Source organism: Leptospira sarikeiensis (assembly GCF_004769615.1).
GTDB lineage: Bacteria > Spirochaetota > Leptospiria > Leptospirales > Leptospiraceae > Leptospira_B > Leptospira_B sarikeiensis.
Genome location: NZ_RQGF01000007.1, coordinates 76,079 through 97,923, shown reverse-complemented (window position 1 = coordinate 97,923; position 21,845 = coordinate 76,079). Strand labels below are relative to the sequence as shown.

Annotated in this window: 23 protein-coding genes and 2 pseudogenes; all 25 read left to right on the top strand. The window is 42.2% G+C overall.

Annotated features, from left to right (window positions below; translation table 11 throughout):
• Window positions 1-115 precede the first annotated feature (115 nt).
• The 25 genes and pseudogenes from EHQ64_RS01590 to EHQ64_RS01475 all read left to right on the top strand — a co-directional run bounded on the left by EHQ64_RS01590 (window position 116) and on the right by EHQ64_RS01475 (window position 21,800).
• Window positions 116-796, top strand: a complete 681-nt coding sequence (locus EHQ64_RS01590) for a hypothetical protein (protein WP_135647763.1) — start codon at window positions 116-118, stop codon at window positions 794-796.
• Window positions 797-799: 3 nt separating this feature from the next.
• A complete protein-coding gene (locus EHQ64_RS01585) occupies window positions 800-1,099 on the top strand; it encodes a cell division protein ZapA (RefSeq protein ID WP_135647762.1) in 300 nt (99 codons plus the stop codon).
• Window positions 1,071-1,688 carry a 5-formyltetrahydrofolate cyclo-ligase gene (locus EHQ64_RS01580; protein WP_342775321.1) on the top strand — a complete coding sequence of 206 codons (618 nt, stop codon included), beginning with the start codon at window positions 1,071-1,073 and terminating at the stop codon, window positions 1,686-1,688. The genes EHQ64_RS01585 and EHQ64_RS01580 overlap by 29 nt, the downstream gene beginning before the upstream one ends.
• A 104-nt stretch (window positions 1,689-1,792) precedes the next feature.
• Complete coding sequence (locus tag EHQ64_RS01575; protein WP_135647760.1) at window positions 1,793-2,287, top strand: chemotaxis protein CheW; 495 nt, start codon at window positions 1,793-1,795, stop codon at window positions 2,285-2,287.
• Window positions 2,288-2,678 (top strand): annotated as a pseudogene (locus EHQ64_RS20505) (Hpt domain-containing protein); the annotation flags it as partial.
• A 95-nt stretch (window positions 2,679-2,773) separates the two neighbouring features.
• A pseudogene (locus EHQ64_RS01570) lies at window positions 2,774-5,449 on the top strand (chemotaxis protein CheW); the annotation flags it as partial.
• 25 nt (window positions 5,450-5,474) lie between these two features.
• Complete coding sequence (locus EHQ64_RS01565) at window positions 5,475-6,548, top strand: protein-glutamate methylesterase/protein-glutamine glutaminase (protein ID WP_425460383.1); 1,074 nt, start codon at window positions 5,475-5,477, stop codon at window positions 6,546-6,548.
• Between the two features lie 2 nt (window positions 6,549-6,550).
• The gene (locus tag EHQ64_RS01560; protein WP_008594408.1) at window positions 6,551-6,913 is read left to right on the top strand and encodes a response regulator; all 363 of its coding nucleotides are present in this window, start codon (window positions 6,551-6,553) and stop codon (window positions 6,911-6,913) included.
• Window positions 6,914-6,920: 7 nt separating this feature from the next.
• Window positions 6,921-7,697 (top strand): segregation and condensation protein A, encoded by a 777-nt coding sequence (locus tag EHQ64_RS01555; RefSeq protein WP_135647757.1) that lies wholly within the window; start codon window positions 6,921-6,923, stop codon window positions 7,695-7,697.
• 5 nt (window positions 7,698-7,702) lie between these two features.
• Window positions 7,703-8,242 carry an SMC-Scp complex subunit ScpB gene (scpB, locus tag EHQ64_RS01550; protein WP_425460382.1) on the top strand — a complete coding sequence of 180 codons (540 nt, stop codon included), beginning with the start codon at window positions 7,703-7,705 and terminating at the stop codon, window positions 8,240-8,242.
• Entirely contained in the window at window positions 8,229-9,320 is a 1,092-nt protein-coding gene (pheA, locus tag EHQ64_RS01545) for a prephenate dehydratase (RefSeq protein ID WP_135647755.1), read from the top strand. Before scpB ends, pheA begins: the two co-directional genes overlap by 14 nt.
• A complete protein-coding gene (locus EHQ64_RS01540) occupies window positions 9,317-10,234 on the top strand; it encodes a prephenate dehydrogenase (RefSeq protein ID WP_135647754.1) in 918 nt (305 codons plus the stop codon). Before pheA ends, EHQ64_RS01540 begins: the two co-directional genes overlap by 4 nt.
• Window positions 10,215-11,531 carry a 3-phosphoshikimate 1-carboxyvinyltransferase gene (gene aroA, locus EHQ64_RS01535; RefSeq protein WP_135647753.1) on the top strand — a complete coding sequence of 439 codons (1,317 nt, stop codon included), beginning with the start codon at window positions 10,215-10,217 and terminating at the stop codon, window positions 11,529-11,531. Before EHQ64_RS01540 ends, aroA begins: the two co-directional genes overlap by 20 nt.
• Window positions 11,528-12,241, top strand: coding sequence for a (d)CMP kinase (gene cmk, locus EHQ64_RS01530; protein ID WP_135647752.1), 714 nt, complete (start codon window positions 11,528-11,530; stop codon window positions 12,239-12,241). The genes aroA and cmk overlap by 4 nt, the downstream gene beginning before the upstream one ends.
• 33 nt (window positions 12,242-12,274) lie before the next feature.
• A complete protein-coding gene (locus tag EHQ64_RS01525) occupies window positions 12,275-13,951 on the top strand; it encodes a 30S ribosomal protein S1 (RefSeq protein ID WP_135647751.1) in 1,677 nt (558 codons plus the stop codon).
• 21 nt (window positions 13,952-13,972) lie between these two features.
• Window positions 13,973-14,710 (top strand): tetratricopeptide repeat protein, encoded by a 738-nt coding sequence (locus tag EHQ64_RS01520; protein ID WP_135647750.1) that lies wholly within the window; start codon window positions 13,973-13,975, stop codon window positions 14,708-14,710.
• Window positions 14,710-15,327: an ATP phosphoribosyltransferase gene (gene hisG / locus EHQ64_RS01515; protein WP_135647749.1), complete on the top strand. Its 618-nt coding sequence runs from the start codon at window positions 14,710-14,712 to the stop codon at window positions 15,325-15,327. The genes EHQ64_RS01520 and hisG overlap by 1 nt, the downstream gene beginning before the upstream one ends.
• Window positions 15,328-15,396: 69 nt before the next feature.
• Window positions 15,397-15,597, top strand: coding sequence for a 50S ribosomal protein L32 (rpmF, locus tag EHQ64_RS01510; RefSeq protein ID WP_135647748.1), 201 nt, complete (start codon window positions 15,397-15,399; stop codon window positions 15,595-15,597).
• Window positions 15,598-15,602: 5 nt separating this feature from the next.
• Window positions 15,603-16,607 carry a phosphate acyltransferase PlsX gene (gene plsX / locus EHQ64_RS01505; RefSeq protein ID WP_135647747.1) on the top strand — a complete coding sequence of 335 codons (1,005 nt, stop codon included), beginning with the start codon at window positions 15,603-15,605 and terminating at the stop codon, window positions 16,605-16,607.
• A gap of 176 nt (window positions 16,608-16,783) precedes the next feature.
• Window positions 16,784-17,548 carry a 3-oxoacyl-ACP reductase FabG gene (fabG, locus tag EHQ64_RS01500; RefSeq protein WP_135647746.1) on the top strand — a complete coding sequence of 255 codons (765 nt, stop codon included), beginning with the start codon at window positions 16,784-16,786 and terminating at the stop codon, window positions 17,546-17,548.
• A 605-nt stretch (window positions 17,549-18,153) separates the two neighbouring features.
• Complete coding sequence (acpP, locus tag EHQ64_RS01495) at window positions 18,154-18,387, top strand: acyl carrier protein (protein ID WP_008594933.1); 234 nt, start codon at window positions 18,154-18,156, stop codon at window positions 18,385-18,387.
• Between the two features lie 64 nt (window positions 18,388-18,451).
• Window positions 18,452-19,186, top strand: a complete 735-nt coding sequence (rnc, locus tag EHQ64_RS01490; protein WP_135647745.1) for a ribonuclease III — start codon at window positions 18,452-18,454, stop codon at window positions 19,184-19,186.
• A 9-nt stretch (window positions 19,187-19,195) separates the two neighbouring features.
• On the top strand, window positions 19,196-19,657 hold the full coding sequence (locus EHQ64_RS01485) for an NUDIX domain-containing protein (RefSeq protein ID WP_135647744.1): 462 nt from the start codon (window positions 19,196-19,198) through the stop codon (window positions 19,655-19,657).
• Window positions 19,654-20,748 (top strand): 3-dehydroquinate synthase, encoded by a 1,095-nt coding sequence (gene aroB / locus EHQ64_RS01480; protein WP_135647743.1) that lies wholly within the window; start codon window positions 19,654-19,656, stop codon window positions 20,746-20,748. The genes EHQ64_RS01485 and aroB overlap by 4 nt, the downstream gene beginning before the upstream one ends.
• Before the next feature lie 182 nt (window positions 20,749-20,930).
• The gene (locus EHQ64_RS01475) at window positions 20,931-21,800 is read left to right on the top strand and encodes a mechanosensitive ion channel family protein (RefSeq protein ID WP_135647742.1); all 870 of its coding nucleotides are present in this window, start codon (window positions 20,931-20,933) and stop codon (window positions 21,798-21,800) included.
• Window positions 21,801-21,845 lie beyond the last annotated feature (45 nt).

The following is a 21,845-nucleotide window of genomic DNA, read 5'->3' as shown; positions in this document are numbered from 1 at the left end:
TGAAAAATGGGATGGATTTTGCCGAATGGCAAGGTCTGAAATATTTGGGCGGAATTTCGCTCTAAGTGTAATAATATAAAAAAACCACTCCGAAAGGGAGAACGAGGTTCGCAATATGTTAACTATGGAGACAATCGAAGAGCTCGAGAGTAAGGTATTAAAAGCACTCGAACTCATTAGCGACCTGCGAGCGGAAAACGGTCGCCTGGAAACAGAAAACGAATCTCTTCGTGCGGAAAACGACCAGATGAAACTGGCGATGGAAGAGAAGGAAAAAGAACTCTCTTCTCTCCGCGAACAACTCCAAAAAGCAAATGCAGAGCTGGAAGGAATTAAAGAAAGAGAACGTGCACTCGAAGCTAAGATCAATCAGCTTCTTGGACGTTTGGATGGTCTTCCTGCATCCGGCGGGGCTTCTTCATCCTCTTCTTCTTCACCTAAACCTAGTTCTGCGACTTCTTTCGCAACAGGTGCGGCCGCTGGCGCAGTTGCCGGAGCGGCTGCTGCTTCCGCAGCTCCATCCGTAGTTCGTGATTCTTCGGACGAAGATTTTAACGAAGACGATGAGATCATTCTTCTAGACGACGAAGATGATGATATCTCCGTTCTGACTGAACCTTCCGATTCTTCCGGAGGAGACGACGAGATTATCATCACTGACGAACCGATCGACGATTTTAGTCCAGTTTCTGCAGACGATGATGATATCATCATAGAAGACGATGACGATGCGATCAGCGTTTTTGATGCGGATGAAGACGACGATTTCTTAGTGATCGAAGACGATCCGAAATAATTTATGAGTGAACGAGTCAAAGCTCGCATCCAGGGCGACGACTATACGATCGTAGGCGATACCGATCCGGAATATATCCATAGGCTCGCCGAGATCGTAGACCGAAAGATCCGAGAACTTCAATTAGGAATGCCAAGTGCTTCCAAGCTAAAACTTGCAGTTTTGGCTGCTTTGAATTTCGCGGATGAGCTGGAACAATCGAAAAATCAGGAACAAGGCTCAGGCCCTTCTTCTCCAGAAGCGGAAGAAAAAACAAAAAAGCTGATCACTCTTATTGAAGAAGGCCTTATCGGAGATCTTTGATTTGGTTCCTAAATCGGAAGCCAGAAAAAAAATGAAATCTCTTTTCCTGGAGATTTCTTCCAAGAACGAAAAAGTAAAACAAGTACAAGAGAATCTTTTGGATTTTCTGGGACATAGATCTTCTTCCGAAAACTTAAAAGTAATCTCTTATGTTTCGGACGAGTATGAAATTTCACCATTTTCGTCTCTAAACTTCTCCCTTAAAATAGGGAGTTTGGATTTAGACATATTTTTTCCAAAGGTAACAAATTTGGGTCTGGAATTTCGAAACGGTTCCGGATTTTCCAAGGGTGAGTTCGGGATATTGGAGCCTAACGGAGAAAATTCCATTTCTCCATATGATGCGGATTGGATTTTAGTCCCGGCCTTGGGGTGGAATAGGGAAGGTGCAAGGCTAGGTAGAGGTAAGGGTTTTTACGATCGGGTCTTACAGGACATACTTTCGGAAAAAATGATTGGCCTTTCTTTCGAGGACCTATACCCTTGCGATTTTTCCGCGGAACCCCATGACCTGAGAGTTGGTACTCTGATTACAGAGAAAAAAAACCATTGCTTTCCGGGTAAAATGGGGGAAAAATCAGTCGGATAATTTGATAGGGAGTTTCTTTTTTGGGGGGCTCCGTGTCGACAATGTACTAAACCGGAAACCTGGCCCAAAGTTTCCGATTTTAAAGAGTAAGTGGCGGAGAAACGGTGAAAACCATAGATAAAAACAACCCCGCAGAACAAAACCAAGAGGGAAAAGAACTGGAGTCCATCCGGGAATTCCTTACCTTCGAAGTTGATAAAGAAATTTTCGGTATAGATATTCTTTATATTCATGAGATCCTAAAGCCGGTACCTATTACAAGAATTCCTAATGTAGAAGGTTTCATCTTAGGCGTGATCAACTTAAGAGGGGAAATCATCCCGATCATGGATCTGAAGGAACTTTTCGGTTTAGGTTTTTGTGATATTCTACCTTCCACCAGAATTATTGTCGTAGTGAACGGAGAAAAAAGAGCAGGGCTTCTCGTAGACTCCGTAAAACAAGTGGTCAAGATCCGCAAAGATAAAGTAAGCGAGGCGGACGAAGACCTGAGCGTAAATTATAGCGAACTTATAGAATCTGTCAGCCAGTTCGAAGAATCTCTCATCCTAAACCTGAATCTTTCCAAGGTAATGGATTATGCAGGGGAGGAAGCGTAAATGGCAGGAGTACTTGGCGAATACACAGAACTCTTTTTGGAAGAATCCGAAGACCAGATAGAAGAGCTGAATGCAAACCTTCTTAAGCTCGAAAAAGATCAATCCGATCCACAGACAATCAATGATATCTTTCGTGCGGCTCACTCTCTCAAAAGTTCCGCTGCATTCGTTGGATTATACAATCTTTCAGACCTAGCTCATAAAATGGAGAATCTTCTCCAGAGCATACGCGATGGAAAACTCGCAGTTAATCTTTCTCTAGTAAACTTACTCTTCCAGTGTTTCGACCAGATCAAGAACGTGATCGTAAACGTTGCTGCTGGAAAAAAAGTAGATACTCCGTATACGGACATGATCCAAAGATTGGAAGCCTACGAAAAAAATCCTGACGTTGCCGCGTCTCCTTCTGCTGGGGGAAGATCGGTTTCTCAACCTGCGACTGCGGCTAGTCCTAAACACGAAGAAATCCAAGGAAATGGGATCGATCTGGATTCGGACGACCAAAAAGAGTTGGAAGAAATTATTCGTAACGGTTCCGGAAGCAAAGCATGGCTCTTAAAAGTCGGACTTAAAAAAGATTCTCCGATGAAAGGCCTACGTTATACTCTCATTGTTCAGAACTTAAAAAACTTAGGGCAAGTCTTTAGGACCAAGCCTAGCTCGGAAGAATTGGAGAACGGAACAGAGGCTCCGTATCTTTCCATACTGATCGTAAGTTCCGAATCTCAGGAAGAACTGACCAAGGCTGCGAATGTGGACATGGTTGAAAACCTGATGATCCAAGAATTCAAATTGGCAGGATATTCCGACTCCGGAGTTTCTACTTCTTATCAATTAGATGAAGAAGAGAAGAGTAGCGAAGCAAAAATTACTTTAAAAAGTATTAAAGTATCTTCCGACAAATTGGATCAACTCATGAATAATGTCGGAGAGCTCGTGATCACGAACTCAGGCTTTCAGAAAATTTATGACGATCTTCTCCGCACATTCGGGGACGATCAGTTATTCAACGACCTAAAAGGTCGTATCGATCTAATCAATCGTATCTCTAAAGAACTTCAGTCCGGGATCATGAATATCCGGATGGTGCCAATTTCTACGGTATTCAGACGTTTCTCTCGTTTGGTCCGTGACCTTTCTCTTGAAACCGGAAAAACCGTGGATCTGGTATTAAACGGAGAATCGACTGAGCTTGATAAAAAAGTCATCGATGCTTTGGGAGAACCTCTTCTTCACCTGATCCGAAATTCCGTGGATCACGGAATAGAAACCCCTGAAGAAAGAAGAAGGCTTGGTAAACCTGAAACTGGTATCGTAGAGTTGAATGCTTACCAAGGTGGAAGTAATATTATGGTAGAGATCCGTGACGATGGTCGCGGATTAGATCTAGATAAGATCAAAAGGAAGGCGATCGAGAAGGGACTCGTTTCCGAAACGGACGCGGTCAATTTGGAAGAGAACGATATCTATCAGTTCATTTTTGCTCCAGGATTTTCTACCGCGGATCGGATCACTGATATTTCCGGAAGGGGAGTCGGGATGAATGTGGTAAATAGCCTCATTCAGGAATTTAAAGGTAAGATCCTGATCCAATCCCAGAAAGGTTCCGGAACTTCTTTCGTTCTATCTTTCCCTCAGGCGCTTGCAATTATTCCTTCTATCCTGATCGTAATGGAAGAAGAAGTGTATGCATTCCCTCTTTCAGAAGTGAACGAGACGATCAAGGTAAACAACGAACAGATTACCACACTCGAAGGAAACGAGATCATCAATCTAAGAGGAGAAGTTCTCCCTATTTACAGATTGAACAGGATTTTAGGACTCCAAGACAAAACCGACAGAGAAGAATTCCCTGTTGTTATCGTTCAATACAAGGGGCGTAAGTTAGGCTTCATGGTGGACGAGCTTGTCGGAAAACACGAGACTGTGATCAAGTCTTTGGAGAAAAACTTCAAAAACATCAAGGGTCTAACAGGAGCCTCCATCATGGGAGACGGAACTATTATCATGGTTTTGGATATTCCTGGACTTGTGGAGTTTGCGGCCGAGCTGGAAGAAAACGCAAGATACGTAAACTTCCATTTAGAAACGATGAAGCGTATCAGCACGATCCGCACGATCGAAACGGAAGAAGAGAAATACATCCAAAAAACTTCCAATCCTACGAACGTATACAATCATAAACTTCACGAGATTACCACTCAGGAAAGAGAACGTCGTAAGAAGAGCGAACGTAAAAAAGCAGAGGATTCCAGAAAGGTAATCGTAGCGAAGGAAGAACTCGAAAGAGAAGTTTCCAATGTTACTCCAATCAAGACCACAATGGAGATTCGACCTTCCGAGGATAAATTGATCGCTCCTCCGGAAACCACTCCTGATCTTTCTTCCAACACTGCGGTTCTGGAAAGACCTGCGGCAAAAAAAGAAGGGATGGAAGAAGCTTACAGATCCCATATCAACGAATTGATTTCCGACGAACCTGTTTCGGATGAAGAAAGAAAAAGAGCGGACCATATCATAGAAGGTTTCTTGGAGCAAAAGAAACAGAGAATGATGGCTGTTTCTCATTCTAAGGAATTTACCGGAAATCTAAGCAAGGAACAGATCAAGAAAATTGAATCCGTGGTTAATACCGGAATGATGAATGCCGGTATGGTGCTTTCTCAGATCTTGAATAGAAACGTAGATTTGTTTATTCCTGAAATTATCATGAATGATAAGGAAGGATTGGCTTCCGAGATCCGTTTCTCTGACGATAAATTCTACGGAATGAAAGTTAGAATGACCGGAGATCTAAACGGAAATATGCTCATGATGTTCTCACGAGAAAACGCCAAAAATTTAGCGAGAGAACTCTTGGATTCCAATGCAACCGGAGACGTTCTGGACGACGATACTAAGAGTGTTCTTTCAGAGATCTCGAATATCGTTTGTGCTTCCGTATTAAATTCGATCTCAAATAAAGCAAAAGTGGGTGTAATGCCGGATGTTCCGGAGTTGGTAGAAGGGACTTTTTTGGAAGTTCTGGACGTTGTTAAACCGGAAAGAACTAAGTTCTTGAGCATGCTCACCGAATTCAATCATGAGGGAAATAATTTGTTAGGAGTGCTTCTATTCCTTCCGGATTTTGACGAACTCATGAGTTTGCTTCCGAAATTTTAAACACTAGGATTTTGTCGTGGTAGGAATTCACGCGGATCAGCCGATTCGAGTTGTTATTGTGGACGACTCGTTACTCGTTCGAAATATTATTTCGGACCAGATCAAAAAGGAAAACAAGATCCAAGTTATAGCCACCGGAAAGACCGGAGTGGATTGTATTGAACTCGCGACAAAATTAAGACCGGATATTGTCATTTTAGACGTAGAGATGCCTGTTATGGATGGGCTCACCGCTCTACAAGAACTTCAGAAACGAAAATTGGGCATTCCGGTAATGATGCTTTCCGTTCTGACTCAGCACGGAGCGGAAGCAACGTTTAAGGCTTTGGAGTACGGAGCGATAGATTTTATTCCGAAACCTTCCTCTAGTAATCAATTTAATCCGGAAGAGATCGGGACAGTTTTACGTAACAGAATACTCGCGTATTTCGATAGTGTTCGCCCGGTAATCACTGGGCTTGATCCTAAAAAAATCGTAGAAGCGGTTAAGAGTAAAATTTTCAAAGATGAAAAAAAAACCGTCGAAGCGGTTTGTATCGGGACTTCTACAGGTGGTCCGAAAGCTTTGCAGACAGTTTTTTCTGATTTTCCGGAGAATTTTAATCTACCAATTTTCGTCGTACAGCATATGCCAGTGGGCTTTACGAAAGCATTTGCTTCTCGTCTAAACGATCATTCAAAAATCAGAGTCAAGGAAGCCGAGGACGGAGAAGAAGTTCGTCCGGGAACAGGTTACGTGGCTCCGGGTGACGCACATTTGAAGATCGAAACTAAGGCGGGAAGGAAATGGATTGCATTAGGCAAGGAATCGCTGGTAAATGGACACAGGCCCTCAGTCGAAGTTCTATTCGACAGCGCAATCCGGGAATACGGGAGCGCCTTAGTCGGTGTGATTATGACCGGCATGGGTAAGGATGGAGCTGCGGCGACTCTTAGAATGAGAGAGACCGGATCTTCTACCATAGCTCAAGACGAGGACAGCTCTGTGATCTTCGGAATGAATCGCCAAGCCATTGAAATGGGTGGAGTTCAATTCGTAGAGCCTGTAAGCGCAATAACATCAAGGATACTTTCCATTCTTAAAGAAAGGGGAAACTAATTATGGCCAGAATTCTCGTAGTAGACGATGCAAAATTCATGAGGACAATGGTGAAGGACGCACTAGTAGCCGGAGGGCATGAGATCGTCGGCGAGGCTGAGAACGGAAATATTGCCGTGGATCAGTACAAGGCGATCAAGCCAGATCTAGTCACTATGGACATCACCATGAGAGAAAAAGACGGGATCGAAGCAGCCCAGGAAATTTTCAAATTGGATCCGAAAGCGCGTATCATCATGGTAACCGCACTCGGTCAGGAAGAACTTCTCGCGAAAGCGATCAAGATGGGAGTAAAGGATTTTGTTGTTAAACCTTTCTCTCCGGAAAGATTGCAACAAGCAGCGGAAAAAGCACTGAATTCCTAAAAGAGATATGGAGAGGGAAAACGGCGGGCAGACCTTTGTTGTTCAATGGAACAATTCCGAAGGTGGTATAACGGAGGGACCTTTGAGTCTCCTCTGGTCTCTGATTGAAAGTTATAAAGTGGATATTTTCGAAGTATCCCTTTCTCAAATTACCCAAGACTTTTTAAACTTCATTAAGATTTCTGCAAGTATCCATTTAGACATGGGAGCGGAATACGCTCTTATGGCCGCCAATCTTGTTTATCTTAAATCCAAAGCATTATTACCTGATCCGGGCTTCGAAGAAGAAGATTATGATCCTCCTCTTCCGCCCGAATTGGTTGAAAAACTTTTAGAGCATAAAAAATTCCAGTTAACCGCCCAAAAAATGGGGGATGTAGACAAGGTCCAAGCCGGCGTATTCTCCAGAGATACCAACCAGGTGATAGAAGAGTCCGAATCTTGGTTGGATCTGAGCTTGCTCGACCTGATCTCCGCATTTAACGAGATCTTAGAAAAACGGGAAGACGAAGCCGAGATTCCGGCTTTACTTACCGCGCCCCACCGGTATTCTGTCGAGGAAAAGATGGGTACCATTTCCGAACTTCTCGCCGAGCGTTCGGATATCTCCTTTGAAGAATTGTTTTCTACGGTCAAGCCGGAGAAAGCCGAGATAGTAGCCGTCTTTTTGGCAATGTTGGAACTCTGTAAACAGAGGATTGTTTCCATCCGCCAGCATAAAACTTTCGGCGAAATCCGTATATTCTTGGTGGGAGAACCGTGGAACGCGATAAAGCCGGCTTAAAAGGACTGATTGAAGCGCTGCTTTTCCTTTCCGGGGAGCCGCTCAAACTCGCAAGCATTGCTAAATCCATAGACTGTGAAAAACAGGAAGCTCGAGATATCTTGGACGAGCTGATCTTGGATTACCAAGAGAAGGACGGAGGTTTCGTTCTTCGTGAAATCGCAGGCGCTTATCAATTTTCCACCAACGAAAAGTATTCTGAAATTTTAGCAAGGCTCTTCAAAGAGAAGAAGAGAGAGCAATTATCCCGTTCTAGCTTGGATACTCTCGCAATCATCGCATACAAACAACCGATCACATTATCAGAGATAGACGATATCAGAGGAGTTTCCTCCCGTGCTATGGTGACTTCTCTTATTTCTAAAAAACTGGTAAAACCTGTGGGGAATAAAGAAGTTCCGGGAAGACCAGCGTTATATGGAACTACCAAAGAATTTTTAATACATTTTGGATTAAATAAACTGACCGATTTACCGGCTCCTGTGGAAGTGAAAGAATTAAAATTCGAAAACCTGGATGATTTAATAGAGAATGGCCAAGAATGACGACAAACTAAAAGAGTTCAGGGACAAGATAGATTCCCTGGATAAAGAAATCGTAAAGGCTATCCAGGCCAGGGCGGAGATTGCGTCCGAGATCGGAGATATCAAAAGAGAAAATAATGAGCCGATCTATCGTCCGGACAGAGAGAAGGATGTTTACGAAAAGATCCTTGGCCTGAACGGTGGCCCACTTCCTGACAAAGTACTTATTGCAATTTATAGAGAGATCATGTCCGGTTCCTTCTCCGTTGAGAAAGGTTTAAGGATCGGTTATCTTGGCCCTGAAGGTTCTTTTTCCCACCAAGCGGTTCGTGCAAGATTCGGAACCTCCGTCGAAGCGAGCGAGTTCCCTTCTATCCCCGAAGTTTTCCGCGCGGTAGAAACTGATAAGGTGGATTACGGAGTTGTTCCTGTGGAAAATTCTTCCGAAGGACTCGTGAACTCTACTCTTGATCAGTTCTTAGTATCCGATCTAAATATTTATTCTGAAATTTATTTAAAGATACATTTGAATCTTTTAGGATTCGAACATGATCTTTCTAAGATCAAAACTTTATACGGGATCAAGATCGCAAATTCCCAATGTAGAAATTGGATCGCAGCGAACCTTCCCCATGTAGAAGTTTCCGAGACTCCGTCTACTTCCAGAGCGGCAAGTATTGTTGCGGAGAAGAAGGAAGCATGCGCAGCAGTTGCTTCTTCCATTGCTGCAGAAATTTACGGTTTGGATCTAGTTCGTGAGTCTATCGAAGACATGTCGGATAATACGACTCGGTTTTTGATCATCGGAAAAAACCAATGTCCTCCTACAGGAAATGACAAAACCTCAGTGGTCTTTTCTATTCCGGATAAACCAGGATCTTTATATAATGTTTTAAAACCGATCTTCGATAAGGGGATCAATATGACCAAGGTGGAGTCCAGGCCGACTCGTAGGACTTCTTGGGAGTATAACTTCTTCATAGATTTTTTAGGTCATAAAAAAGATCCTCAGATCGAAGAAGTTCTAAATATCTTAAAAGAAAATACAATCTATCTTAGGATTTTGGGATCTTACCCGATCTCTCCACCAAACCCGTGAAATCCGAATTTTCCAGAATTCTAATTTACGGTTTAGGAATGATGGGAGCTTCCCTGTCCTTGGCCTTACGTAAAAAAAACTCCTCCGCAGAAATTGTGGGAGTTGTAGGATCTCCAACAAGTAAAGAGAAAGGAATTCGTTTAAAGTCTGCGGATCAACTTTTTACCGCAGAGGAATTTTTAAGATCTCCCGATTGGGAATCCTATGACTTAATTGTTTTTGGAGTTCCAGTCAATACTACTGTAGAGGTCATCCAAAAATTGCCTTCAGGGTTCAAAGGTCTTCTGACGGATATGGGCTCCACAAAACTGGAGATCGTCCAAGCGGTAGAATCGGTTCTTACCGGAGAACATCGTTATATTTCTTCTCATCCTATGTGCGGTTCCGAAGAATCCGGATTAGAATTCGGGAACGCAGATCTATATGAAAATCGTCTTTGTATCCTAACTAAGCCGAAGGGTGCGACTAACGAGGCTTATGCGCAGATAGAAGGTTTCTGGAAATTTTTAGGAATGTCAACGACTGAAATTCCTGCCCAGGATCATGATCGGATTTTGTCTTATGTTTCTCATGTTCCTCATTTGATCTCTTCTCTTATGACAAATTGGGTTTGGGAAAACGGATGTGTGAGAGAATTTACCGAAAAATCTCCTCTGCCTTTGACCGGGGGAGGGTTTAGGGACATGACCCGGATTGCTGGATCCAATCCTAAGATGTGGTCTCCGATTTTCGGCTCCAACCAAGAAGAGATCTATAAGGCCTTAATCGATTATAAGGAAAGATTAGATCTTCTGATCGCTGAATTAAAACCTGAAAAGCCGCTGGACCTCGGACAATGGGAGTCCTTCATGGAAAAATCTCGTAAAGATAGGGACGCAATTTTAAAGAAACAAAATGATTCCAAGAATCCTTAAATCTTCCGGTAGAGAGATCACAGTTCCGGGAGACAAATCTCTTTCTCATAGAAGTGTATTATTCTCTGTTCTTTCCAAGGGAAAATCCCATGTGTCCGGATTTTTGGAAGCGGAAGATCCTTTAAATACAATGAAGGCATTCACGCTACTCGGTTTGGGTGTGGAGAAAATTTCCAAGGGCGAATATGTTTTTACTAGCCCGGGGAAAAACGCACTTCAATCTCCTAAATCAGAATTGGATTTTGGAAATGCCGGAACTGGGATCCGATTGTCTGCAGGACTTCTATGTGGATTGTCTGGAATTAATGCAAAACTTACGGGAGACCATTCTTTGCAAAAAAGACCAATGTCCCGTATTATAAAACCTTTAATATCTATGGGAGCTTCTATCTCCGGAAAAGAAGACAAGGCTCCTCTTGAGATCCAAGGCAAAAAACTTTCGGACTTCTCCTACAAAAGCCCGATCGCTTCCGCTCAAGTGAAATCTTGTCTCATGCTCGCAGCAATGGCCTCCGAAACTTCTTTAGAATATGAAGAAGATATTCTTTCCAGGGATCACACAGAGAATATGTTCCGGTTCTTGGGAAATAAACTCACCTTTTATTCTCCGGTTCATTTTAAGATGGAACCTCCTTATACTTTTGAGGCGAAAGAATTCAAGGTGCCTGGAGATATTTCTTCCGCTGCATTTTTTTTAGTGCTTGGTGTCTTATTAAAAGAAGGTTCCGTTCTTGTGAAGAATGTGGGCCTCAATCCTTCCAGGGTAGGGATCTTAAGAGCTCTCGAAGCAATGGGCGGAAAGATCATCGTTCATAACCAAAGGATAGAATGTGGAGAACCTGTAGGAGATCTGGAAGCGGTTTCTTCTAATTTACGTTTTTCTGAAATACCTGAAGAATGGATCCCTTCTCTAATCGATGAAATTCCGATATTAACCATTGCAGGTCTTTTTGCAAAAGGTGGATTTGCGATCCGTCACGCAGAAGAATTGAGAGCAAAGGAATCGGATCGGATCATTGCCATGGTAGAAAATTTAAGAAACCTCGGAATTTTAGTCCATGAATACAAAGATGGTTACGAAATTCCGGAGATAGGTTCAAGTGCGAATTCTTCCGAACTATCCGCTTGGCTTTCCGGAAAAGGCGCGAATATTTCTACCAAAATGGATCATAGGATCGCGATGAGTTTTATGGTCCTTCGTGCGGTCAGCGGTATTCCTTTGACTCCGGACGAAACTTCTTGGATTGAAACTTCCTTTCCCGGTTTTGAGTCTTTATTGGAAGGTTTTCTTAAATGACTGAAAATGTGATCGCATTAGATGGTCCTGCAGGAACAGGCAAAAGTACTGTAGCTCGGGAAATTTCAAAAAAGTTGGGATTCGAATACTTGGATTCCGGAGCATTCTATAGAGCATTAACTCTTCATATTTATAGGATCTACCAATCCAAAAATTTATCTATTTCATTCTCAGATTGGTTGAGCGGGAAGGAGTTCCTTCCACTTACCGAAGGTGTAGAGATCTTCTGCGAATTTTCTAAAACCGGAGAGAATCATATTTTTTTGAATGGCCAGGATGTTTCCGTCGAAATTAGAACACCGGAGATCACAAGAGAGATCAAATACATCGCTGATAAATTGGTATTTAGGGAATTCGTGAATTCTCAATTGAGAAAACTTTCTCTGACACATCGACTGGTAATGGACGGTAGAGACATAGGTACCCATGTATTTCCGGACGCTCGTTACAAATTCTTTTTAACTGCCTCTTCCAGAGTGAGGGCAGAGAGAAGATATAAACAATTATTGGAGCAGGGGATCCAGTCGGACCTGGACGAAATTGAGAAAGAGATCATAGTCCGTGACAAATCCGATACGGAAAGAGAAATCGCCCCCTTGCGAAAAGCTGAGGACGCAATCCTCATTGACACAGATAACCTGCCAAAAAATAGTGTAATTAGTAAGATCCTAGGGTGCCTAGAGCCTGGCATTTATAACGATTCGCACTAATCCCAATCTAATAAACCGAGTATTCCAGTCCGTATGAGTAGCCAACAAGACAAGTCCACTTTTGCAGAAGTTTTCAAACAGTGGGAAGAAAAGAAAAACGACGAAGCCGAGATCCGCAAAGACCAAGTGGTCGAAGGTAAAGTCGTATCCGTAGACAACGATAACGTCTATGTGGCGATCGAAGGACTAAAACAAGAGGGACGAATCCCTCGCTCCGAGTTTGATGAAAAACCGGAACTCGGATCCATAGTTACTGCACTCGTAAAAAGAAAAGAATCTACCGATTCAGGTTGTATTCTTTCTAAAAAAGAAGCCGACCAAAGAAAAGGTTGGGAAGTAGTTAAAGACGCTTTCAAAAATAATTACCAAGTCAGTGGACGTTTGGTAAACGAGATCAAAGGAAAAGGATACATCGTGAACGTAGAAGGTTCCGAACTTTTCCTTCCAGCTTCTCAACTTAGTTATAAATTCTCCGATGGAGAAAATTACAAAGGTGTAGAGCTCGATTTCAAAATTATCGAGATTAACGAACGCACCCGTTCCGGAGTTGTTTCCAGAAAAAAACTTCTAGATGAAGTCAATAATGAGAAATGGGACGCACTCGCTCTAAAAGTAAATGTGGGCGATAAGGTAAAAGCGACTGTTTCCAAGATCGCAAGCTTCGGAGTTTTCTGCGATTTAGAAGGAGTTGTAGGACTTCTTAGACAAAGAGATATCTCTTACAAAAAATTCGCACCTTTCAAACAATACTTCACCATCGGTCAAGAGATCGAACTCCAAGTTTTGGAAATGGAGAAGGAAAACAATAAACTGGCTCTCGGATTAAAACAATTATACGAAGATCCTTGGGTTTGGGCAAAACGTTCTTTGGAAAAAGAAATGGTGATTCGTGGAACTGTAACTTCACTCACTAATTTCGGAGCATTCGTAGAATTGAAAGAAGGTTTGGAAGGTTTGATCCATACTTCCGAATTGACTTGGGCGAAAAAACCTCCTCATCCAAAAGAACTTCTTAAAAAAGGCCAAGAAGTAGAAGCACTTATCTTAGATATCGATTTCGAAAGCAGAAGACTTTCACTAGGTTTAAAACAACTTCAACCGAATCCTTGGGACGCTTTAGGTCCTGAAGTAAGAGTTGGAAATGTTCTTACCGGAAAAATTACCGGCATCACTAAATACGGCGCGTTCGTAGAAGTGGAGAATGGGATCGAAGGTTTGATCCATATCAGCGATATCACTTGGGACGAAAAACAAAAGAACCCAACTTCTCTTTTGAAAAAAGGCGAAGAAGTAAAATACATTATCCTAGACATCAATTTTGATGCACAAAGGATCTCTTGCGGATTAAAACAACTGCAAGAACATCCTTACGAGGCTCTTAGAAATCGTTATCCGATCGGCTCTGTCGTTCAAGGTAAGATCAAGAGTATCGTTGATTTCGGTATGTTCGTAGAGATCGAGCCTGGTTTTGAAGGTCTCGTTCATATCTCCGAAATTCCTGGCGGAAAAGATACCAATCTTGCTGAGTCTTACAAGCCTGGCGATATCGTAAAATGTGCTGTTGTCAAAATCGATTCTAAGAACAAAAAGATCTCCTTGTCTATCAAGGACTTCGACAAAGCCTTAGAAAGAGAAGAGATGGCGAAGTATTTAAAAACTTCCGACACCCCTTCTAGAGAAAGTTTAGGCAGCTTTATCAATCTAAAATAAGAGCGACTCCTGGAGCTTTGAATGAAACGATTCGAACCTAAAACTGGAGCCTCTATTCAGGATATCGATCCTTACGCAGGCTTATCCGGAGCAGAAAGGATTTTTGCGATCTTCTTCTCCAAGATCGGAGAGAATAAAAAGCAGGTCCTTTTTGGAATTGGAGTTTTATTCCTTACCGTAGTAGCGGTCGTTAGCTGGAACGAATATAGAGCTGAACAATTTCGCAAAGGTACTCTTGCTATCGAAAAATTGGAGAAAGAACTTTCTCTTTCTCCAATGACAGATATCAACGATAAGATCAAAAAATACGAAAGTATCCTATCCTCTTACAACTCTTCTTCTTTAGAGATCAGACTTGCAAAAACTCTTGGTGATCTTTACGCGAAGAATGGGGACTATACAAAAGCGGCAGAGAAGTTAGAATTTGCGGGTAAAAAAATAGACGAGCTTCCGGAAGTGAAGGCATACTATTTTTATATCGCAGGGAACTATAGAGAGAGTGGAAACCAACTCGCGGAAGCAGAATCCGATTACGCGGTTTCCGTTTCTCTTTTAAGTAACCGCAAAAATGTTGCTGGGTTTTACGCTTGGAGCCTTTATCAAGCTGGGCGTTTAAAACTCGCAAACGGTAAAAAAGAAGAAGCGATCGAGCTATTAAAGAAGGTTTTAGACCAAGAAATCCCTTCTCCATCGGAAGACTTTAAAGCGGTTCGTGAACTTGCTGCATATCTTCTGTTAAAAAGTAGCCAGGCGAACTAATGCTTACCATAGCCCTTCCGAAAGGACGGCTTGCAGAGGAGAGCATAGAGCTTATGCTCCAAAGAGGATGGCTGAGCGGCCGTCCTGATCCGGATTCCAAAGAACTTATATTTAAAGACCAAAAAGGAAAGATCCGTATCCTTCTTGTTCGTTCCCAAGATGTTGCGACTTACGTGGAGCAAAATTCTGCGGATGCAGGGATCGTGGGATGGGACGTATTATTGGAAGGTGGATATGATCTTCTTCTTCCTTTGGACCTAAAGATCGGAAAATGTAGATTATCCGTAGCTGCCCCAAAAGGCTGGAGCCTGAGTTCCGGGGAAAGAAAGGTCCGTGTAGCGACAAAATATCCGAATATTGCTAAGGAATTTTTCCTGAAGAAGGGGATCAATTGCGAGGTAATCAAACTTTACGGAAGTATTGAACTCGCTCCTTTGGTAGGACTTTCCGATTGTATCGTTGATCTGGTTTCTACAGGCGGGACCTTAAAGGCGAATAATCTGGAAGAAATTGAAGTTATTATGGAATCCACCGCAAGGTTGGTATTCAATCGGTCTTCCCTTTATACAAAACGGGCTGAAACCGGGGAATTCCTCAGTTCGTTTGCCAGTTTATGAAAAACAGTTGTGAAATCCGCCTTTAAAAAAAACATAGTCGTAAATCGACATTATCTATAGAGAAAAACAATGGCAGTTCCTAAGAGACGAAAATCTAAATCAAAAGTGAGGATGAAACGGGCCCATCACGCGATCGGCAAACCGAATCTAGTTCCTTGCCCGAACTGTAATTCATTCAGACCTCCTCATAGAATCTGCCCAGTTTGCGGTTTTTACAAAGACCGTGTTGTGGTAGAACCGAAAGTTAGGAAAGCTAGCGAAGAGAATTAATCAATATGTGGGTCGCCGTCGATGCAATGAGCGGCGACTACGGTCCTGACAGGATCGTAGAAGGCGCTGTTAACGCGGTCAATCTAGACGGCAGAAATGTCATTCTCGTTGGTAAAGAAGAAGATATCAGCGAGATCCTCCTCAAATACGAATACGATACAAACAAGATCCGGATCGTTCACGCTAGCGAAATTATTGGCATGAATGATTCTCCTTCTATTGCGGTTCGTGCAATGGAAGATTCTTCGGTAGTTCAAGCGGCTCAATTGGTCGCGGATAAGACCTGTGTTGGAATGTTCTCTCCCGGAAATACAGGCGCTACTATGGCGGCGTCATTATTGTATCTGGGGAGAATTCCAGGTGTTCTAAGACCTCCGATTGCAGCTCCGATCCCAAGAGAGAAAGGAGCTCCTACATTATTATTGGATGCGGGAGCAAACGTGGATTGTAAGCCTGAATACTTGGCTCAATTCGCGATCATGGGAGAAATTTACTCCAGATTTATATTCAATATCTCTAAACCTAAGGTTGGGATCCTTTCCAATGGAGAAGAGGATAAAAAGGGAAATTCGGTTACCTTAAAGGCCTTCGACTATATTCGAAAGTTGCCTATCGACTTTGTCGGAAATGTGGAAGGCCGGGATCTGTACGGAGGCGGAAGGGATGTGGACGTTGTTGTCTGCGACGGTTTTGTCGGGAACATAGTTCTTAAGGCGACAGAAGGGCTTTCAAAATCTATCTTCAGTGTTCTGAGAGAAAGTATAGCACAGTCCAGTCTTGCTCAAACAGGTGCTCTTCTTCTGAAACCTACTTTTACAGCGATCAAGAAACGATTGGATTATGCTGAATACGGCGGCGCACTTCTTTTAGGAGTGGATGGGACCTGTCTCATCGGGCATGGTTCTTCTAACGCGCATGCTGTCCGAAATGCGATCCGAGTCGTGGTGGAATGTGCCGAAAGGGATGTGAACCGCCATATCAAAGAAGATATCGAAAAAGCTAAGTTCTAATCCAATAATAAGATTCATTTCACACTGAGACCACAGAGGGTTTTATTGGTTCTTATCTCCGTGATCTCTGTGCGAAACTATTTCCAGTCTTCCCAGATGAACGCTACACTCAGAATCACTTGACCCCATAGGACGCGAAAATACGCTAACCGCAGAATCTGGTAAGGAACAAACCAATGATCGATTTGAAAGGCAAAAACGCCATTATAACCGGGGCTGCCCGTGGAATCGGTAAAGCAACCGCACTTAAATTAGCGCAAGCAGGAGCAAACGTTGTCATCGCCGACTTAAACGAAGAGGCAAGTAAGGCTACTGCGGCAGAAATCGCAAAAGCGACTGGCGTAAAAGCAATCGGAGTCTCCGTAAACGTAGCAAATGCTGAATCTGCTCAAGCAGGTATCCAAGCAGTAGTAGATAATTTCGGTTCAATCGAAATTTTAGTGAATAACGCAGGTATTACAAAAGATACTTTAATGCTCAGAATGAAACAAGAGCAATGGGATGCTGTGATCGCAGTAAACCTGACTGGTACTTTCAATTGTATCCAGTCTGCTATAAAATTTATGGCAAAAAATCCGAACGGTGGATCCATCATCAACCTTTCCTCCATCGCAGGAGTGAACGGAAATATCGGACAAACCAACTACTCCGCTTCTAAAGCTGGTGTGATCGGTTTGACTAAAGCAGTCGCTTTGGAAATGGCGGGACGTAAGATCCGTTGCAACGCGATCGCTCCGGGATTTATCGCAACTGAAATGACTGACGCGATCCCAGAAAAGATCCGTACCGCTATGGTTGCTGCGATCCCATTAAAAAGAGCAGGACAACCTGATGATATCGCGAATACAATCGCCTTCCTCGCTTCCGACATATCCTCTTTTATTACGGGACAAGTGATCGAAGTAAACGGAGGAGGATTCCTACCGGGAGTCCAAGCCTAATCTTTTCGATCCGAAACGAATTAGAAAAAGCCCGGAATTATCCGGGCTTTTTGTTTTTTGGAGGAACCAATCATTCGAATTTTCGGAACGAATATCCGTACTTGCGAAAATATTTGAACATAGAATCCATCTAATCCAATGATCCGAACGGCGTTCGAACAAAGGATAACTTCCTCTCTTAGGAATAGATAATCGATAGAAAGGTTGTGGTTTTATACTTCAGAGAACAAAACCAATTTCCAAGTCTCATAAAATCGATAGAAACGCGGATTTGGAAGCATAATTAAAACGTGCGAACTCTTGTTCATGATCAACTTACAACCTGAATATTAGAAATGTGACTTTTTGATTATTTGAATATGGGGACTGGGATCCGATTTTCGATTTGTTGCGTCGAACAAAATCAGAATTTATAGAACGACTTCTTTCCGAAAAAAACTTAAAAAGAAGGTCATAGAAATATTCTGTTTTTTTCCCGTTTCCAATCCGTTAAGGCTTGCCAAAACTTTTGAGATAAAAATGTTTAAAAATCGGTGGATGAATTCATCCCCAATTCTAAACCTAACTAAAACTTACATACCACTCCGGTGGTACGGAGGAAACAAATGGCAGATTTCGAAAAGATTAAGTCTATTATCGTTGAGCAACTTGGAGTGGATGAGTCAGAAGTGACTCCTGAAGCACACTTCATTGATGACCTTGGTGCAGACTCTCTTGACACAGTTGAACTCGTTATGGCTCTTGAAGAAGAGTTTGGCGTTGAAATTTCCGATGAGGATGCTGAAAAGATCCAAACCGTCGGAGACGTAATTAAGTTCATCGACACTCTAAAGTCCTAATTGACTAGACCTCCGGGTTCTTACGGGAACTCGGAAGTCTTTCCTTCCCTTTTATCAAAATCCTTTGATAAAAAAAAAACACAATCAGAACCAAAGCAAGTCAGGATCTAAAACAAGAGATCTATACTCTCTTGCGTCCGAGCTCGGTCTTAAGTTTAACAAAACTTCTTATCTAGAAACCGCATTCATCCATAGCTCATTTCGGAACGAAAATCCGGAATATAAAGAAGACAACGAAAGATTGGAATTTTTAGGTGATTCCGTTTTAGGTCTCGTGGTCGCAAAATATTTATATAGAACAAATCCATCCGCAAGCGAGGGAGAACTTTCCAGACAAAAAGCAACCTTGGTTTCTACTGCGGTGTTGAATGGCCTGAGTGAAAAACTAGGATTATCACCTTTTGTTCTTCTTGGAAAAGGAGAAGGTCAGGGAGGAGCTCAGAAAAAACTGGGCGCGAATCTTTTCGAATCACTCGTAGGTGCAATTTATCTGGACCAAGGAATGGAAGCTGCTGAGAAGTTTATACTCAAGCACCTCATAGATTACATAAAAACTTCCGATAAGATAAAAGAGGCGACGGATTATAAGTCCACTCTTCAGGAAATTTGCCAGAAAAAATTCAAACTTCTCCCTACATATAGATTGTTAAAAGAAACTGGCCCGGATCATGAAAAAACCTTCTATGTAAGCGTTTCGATCCGGGATAAATATACTGCGGAAGGGAAGGGCAAAAACAAAAAATTTGCGGAACAAGACGCCGCTAAACAACTTCTGAAAGTCTTAAAGATAAAGGTTTAACAATATCTAATGGAATTCTTCTTTAAAAAAAAGGGGTTAAGGGTCCGGGTCGCGGCTCTTATTCGGAACCGTAAGGGTGAGATCCTACTTTTACAGCAGAAAAAGAAGGATTCCTATTATTGGCTTCTTCCTGGCGGCGGGATAGAATTCGGAGAAAATGCCGAGCACGCTCTTAAAAGGGAACTTAAAGAAGAACTTTCTTTGGAAGTTACGAGTGCGAATTTTCTTTTTCTGAATGAGTCTATTGATCCGAAGGGGAATCGGCATCTTCTACAATTGGTATTTTTGACGACCGTCAAAAAACAGGACCCGGAAGTGAACTTAAAAGAGAAGGCGATCACAGGATTCGGCTATTTTCCTTTGGGTGCGGTTTTAGAAATGGATATAAGGCCGGATATTAAGGATTATCTTTCTTCCGGAAAATATAAACCTTCACCTTTTATACGAAGCCAGTGGGTATACGATAAATGAATCCTTTACGGGAAGTACAGATCAGAGCGTTTTCCAAAGAGTATAAAGTACAGATCCACTCAGACTTCAGAGGTTTGGGAGAAACTATAAAACGTTTTTATCCTGTTTCTTCGATCTTCATCTTAACAGAAAGAAAACTTTCCGGATTATTTTCTAAGTTTTACGAGACCGAGATCGCGAGTCTTGGAATTCCTTATCATGAGATCTATATCAAGGGCGGAGAGAAGAACAAACATATCACTCAAACTGCAGAAACTTATAATCGCCTCATCGAACTTGGAGCGGATCGTAAAAGTTTGATCCTCGCTTTGGGTGGAGGAGTCGTAGGCGATTATGCAGGCTTTATCGCTTCTACTTTCCAAAGAGGAGTTCGTTTCGCTCAAATTCCTACAACCTTACTTGCTTCCGTGGATTCTTCCGTAGGAGGAAAGGTTGCTGTGAATGCCGATCTAGGAAAAAATATGATCGGTTCCTTCTACCAACCTGAATTCGTTTATTTACCTTTAATCGCTCTTTCTACTCTTCCAAAAAGAGAGTGGAGATGTGGAATGGCAGAGATCGTAAAACATGGTCTCTTATCCGGCGGAGAATATCTGGAGAAGGTTCGCTCGAACGATAAAAACGTATATGATCATACTTCTTCCGAACTTCTGGAATTGATCATAGGTTCTATTTTATATAAGGCAAGTATAGTATCTCAAGATGAGAGAGAGACAGGGCTTAGAAAAGTTTTAAATCTCGGACATACTACTGCTCATGCGATAGAATCACTTACGAATTATAGAAAGTATTCTCATGGAGAGGCGGTTGCGATCGGACTTTTAACTGCGATTATTCTTTCTACTGAAAAACAAGGATTGGATCCTGCTTGGATAGAAGATCTCAAAAAAATCCTAAACGCTTATGATCTTCCTTATAAAGATAAAAGTAAATCAGGCCAAGTTGCAAAACATACTCTTCATGATAAAAAGAACGTAGGCAATTCCGTAAGATTCGTATTATTGCAGTCACCTGGAAATCCTATCTGGGATATCCCTATCGAATTGGACGAGATCGCTTCAGCTTTTAAAAAACAGAAAAAAGATTTATAGAATTTTTCGCACGGAGAACACGGAGATCACTGAGGTGTTTGCGCTTAGGAAGACTATTCGCTATCAAGTAATAGATAACTCCGTGAACTCTGTGTTCTCCGTGCGAACCCTTAAACTCTTTGTCTTCTCCTTAAAAACACCTTGATTTCATCCAGCGATTGCCTAGTGTAGGCCTCTCGATCATGGAAGAAATACTCCGACTCATAAATCCAATTTATCTTTTGAATAAGGGTGAAAGGACTATTACTGAAGAATTCGTATTGGTCGCTTATTTCATTTTGGCCTTGGTGGTCGTATATAAAACTTTCGTTTTGATCTTCGATCGGATTAGTCCTCCGGCGGATAATTCAGTCAGATATAATCGAAGGAGAGTGACGCGGATCCTCTTCGTAGTTGTAGGAGCAGTTTCCCTTTTGCCGGTGATCTTTTCCGGTCTATCTTATCTTCCTACAGTTATGGGACTTGCGGGAGCGGGTATTGTAATCTCTCTTAAAGATATCACTTTAAATTACGTGGGTTGGCTTTTGATCCATGGAAGTAACGGATTCGAAGTAGGGGACAGGATAGAGATAGAAGGGATCAAAGGGGACGTGGTCAATATAGGGATCAATCGATTCACATTGATGGAACTGAGCCCTGATCCAAAATCGGAACAGTCTACCAATCGTTTAGTACATCTCCCGAATCATACGATCATTCTTCATAAAGTGTATGTGGTAAAAGAAAAAATGGGATTTGTTTGGGACGAGTTCCGGATCAAGGTCCCTCATAGCGCGGATTGGGAAGCGGCAGAAAAACTACTGAACGGGATACTGAAAAACGGCTCTATCATAGACCAACATAAAATAGATTATTCTGTTAGAGAACTTTCCAAAAATTATCTCGTTCGACTTGGAAAAACTACTCCGATCGTTTATATGAATGTAGAGGAGGGAGGAGTATTATTTTCCCTTCGTTATTTAACTCATATCAAGGAAAAGCGGAACCAAAGGGCCAGGATCTCTAAAGAGGTCTTAAAAGAATTTGGGGATTCCGGAATTCAATTATTATAATTGTCCGCAAATTTTAGAAAATCGATATATGGGATAGGCAGGTAT

What these genes read in the sequence shown, in the direction of transcription:
- EHQ64_RS01590 (WP_135647763.1), top strand. Translation starts at nt 116, where the DNA reads ATGTTAACTATGGAGACAATCGAAGAGCTCGAGAGTAAGGTATTAAAA.
- EHQ64_RS01585 (WP_135647762.1), top strand. Translation starts at nt 800, where the DNA reads ATGAGTGAACGAGTCAAAGCTCGCATCCAGGGCGACGACTATACGATC.
- EHQ64_RS01560 (WP_008594408.1), top strand. Translation starts at nt 6,551, where the DNA reads ATGGCCAGAATTCTCGTAGTAGACGATGCAAAATTCATGAGGACAATG.
- EHQ64_RS01555 (WP_135647757.1), top strand. Translation starts at nt 6,921, where the DNA reads ATGGAGAGGGAAAACGGCGGGCAGACCTTTGTTGTTCAATGGAACAAT.
- pheA (WP_135647755.1), top strand. Translation starts at nt 8,229, where the DNA reads ATGGCCAAGAATGACGACAAACTAAAAGAGTTCAGGGACAAGATAGAT.
- aroA (WP_135647753.1), top strand. Translation starts at nt 10,215, where the DNA reads ATGATTCCAAGAATCCTTAAATCTTCCGGTAGAGAGATCACAGTTCCG.
- cmk (WP_135647752.1), top strand. Translation starts at nt 11,528, where the DNA reads ATGACTGAAAATGTGATCGCATTAGATGGTCCTGCAGGAACAGGCAAA.
- EHQ64_RS01525 (WP_135647751.1), top strand. Translation starts at nt 12,275, where the DNA reads ATGAGTAGCCAACAAGACAAGTCCACTTTTGCAGAAGTTTTCAAACAG.
- EHQ64_RS01520 (WP_135647750.1), top strand. Translation starts at nt 13,973, where the DNA reads ATGAAACGATTCGAACCTAAAACTGGAGCCTCTATTCAGGATATCGAT.
- hisG (WP_135647749.1), top strand. Translation starts at nt 14,710, where the DNA reads ATGCTTACCATAGCCCTTCCGAAAGGACGGCTTGCAGAGGAGAGCATA.
- rpmF (WP_135647748.1), top strand. Translation starts at nt 15,397, where the DNA reads ATGGCAGTTCCTAAGAGACGAAAATCTAAATCAAAAGTGAGGATGAAA.
- plsX (WP_135647747.1), top strand. Translation starts at nt 15,603, where the DNA reads ATGTGGGTCGCCGTCGATGCAATGAGCGGCGACTACGGTCCTGACAGG.
- fabG (WP_135647746.1), top strand. Translation starts at nt 16,784, where the DNA reads ATGATCGATTTGAAAGGCAAAAACGCCATTATAACCGGGGCTGCCCGT.
- acpP (WP_008594933.1), top strand. Translation starts at nt 18,154, where the DNA reads ATGGCAGATTTCGAAAAGATTAAGTCTATTATCGTTGAGCAACTTGGA.
- EHQ64_RS01485 (WP_135647744.1), top strand. Translation starts at nt 19,196, where the DNA reads ATGGAATTCTTCTTTAAAAAAAAGGGGTTAAGGGTCCGGGTCGCGGCT.
- aroB (WP_135647743.1), top strand. Translation starts at nt 19,654, where the DNA reads ATGAATCCTTTACGGGAAGTACAGATCAGAGCGTTTTCCAAAGAGTAT.
- EHQ64_RS01475 (WP_135647742.1), top strand. Translation starts at nt 20,931, where the DNA reads ATGGAAGAAATACTCCGACTCATAAATCCAATTTATCTTTTGAATAAG.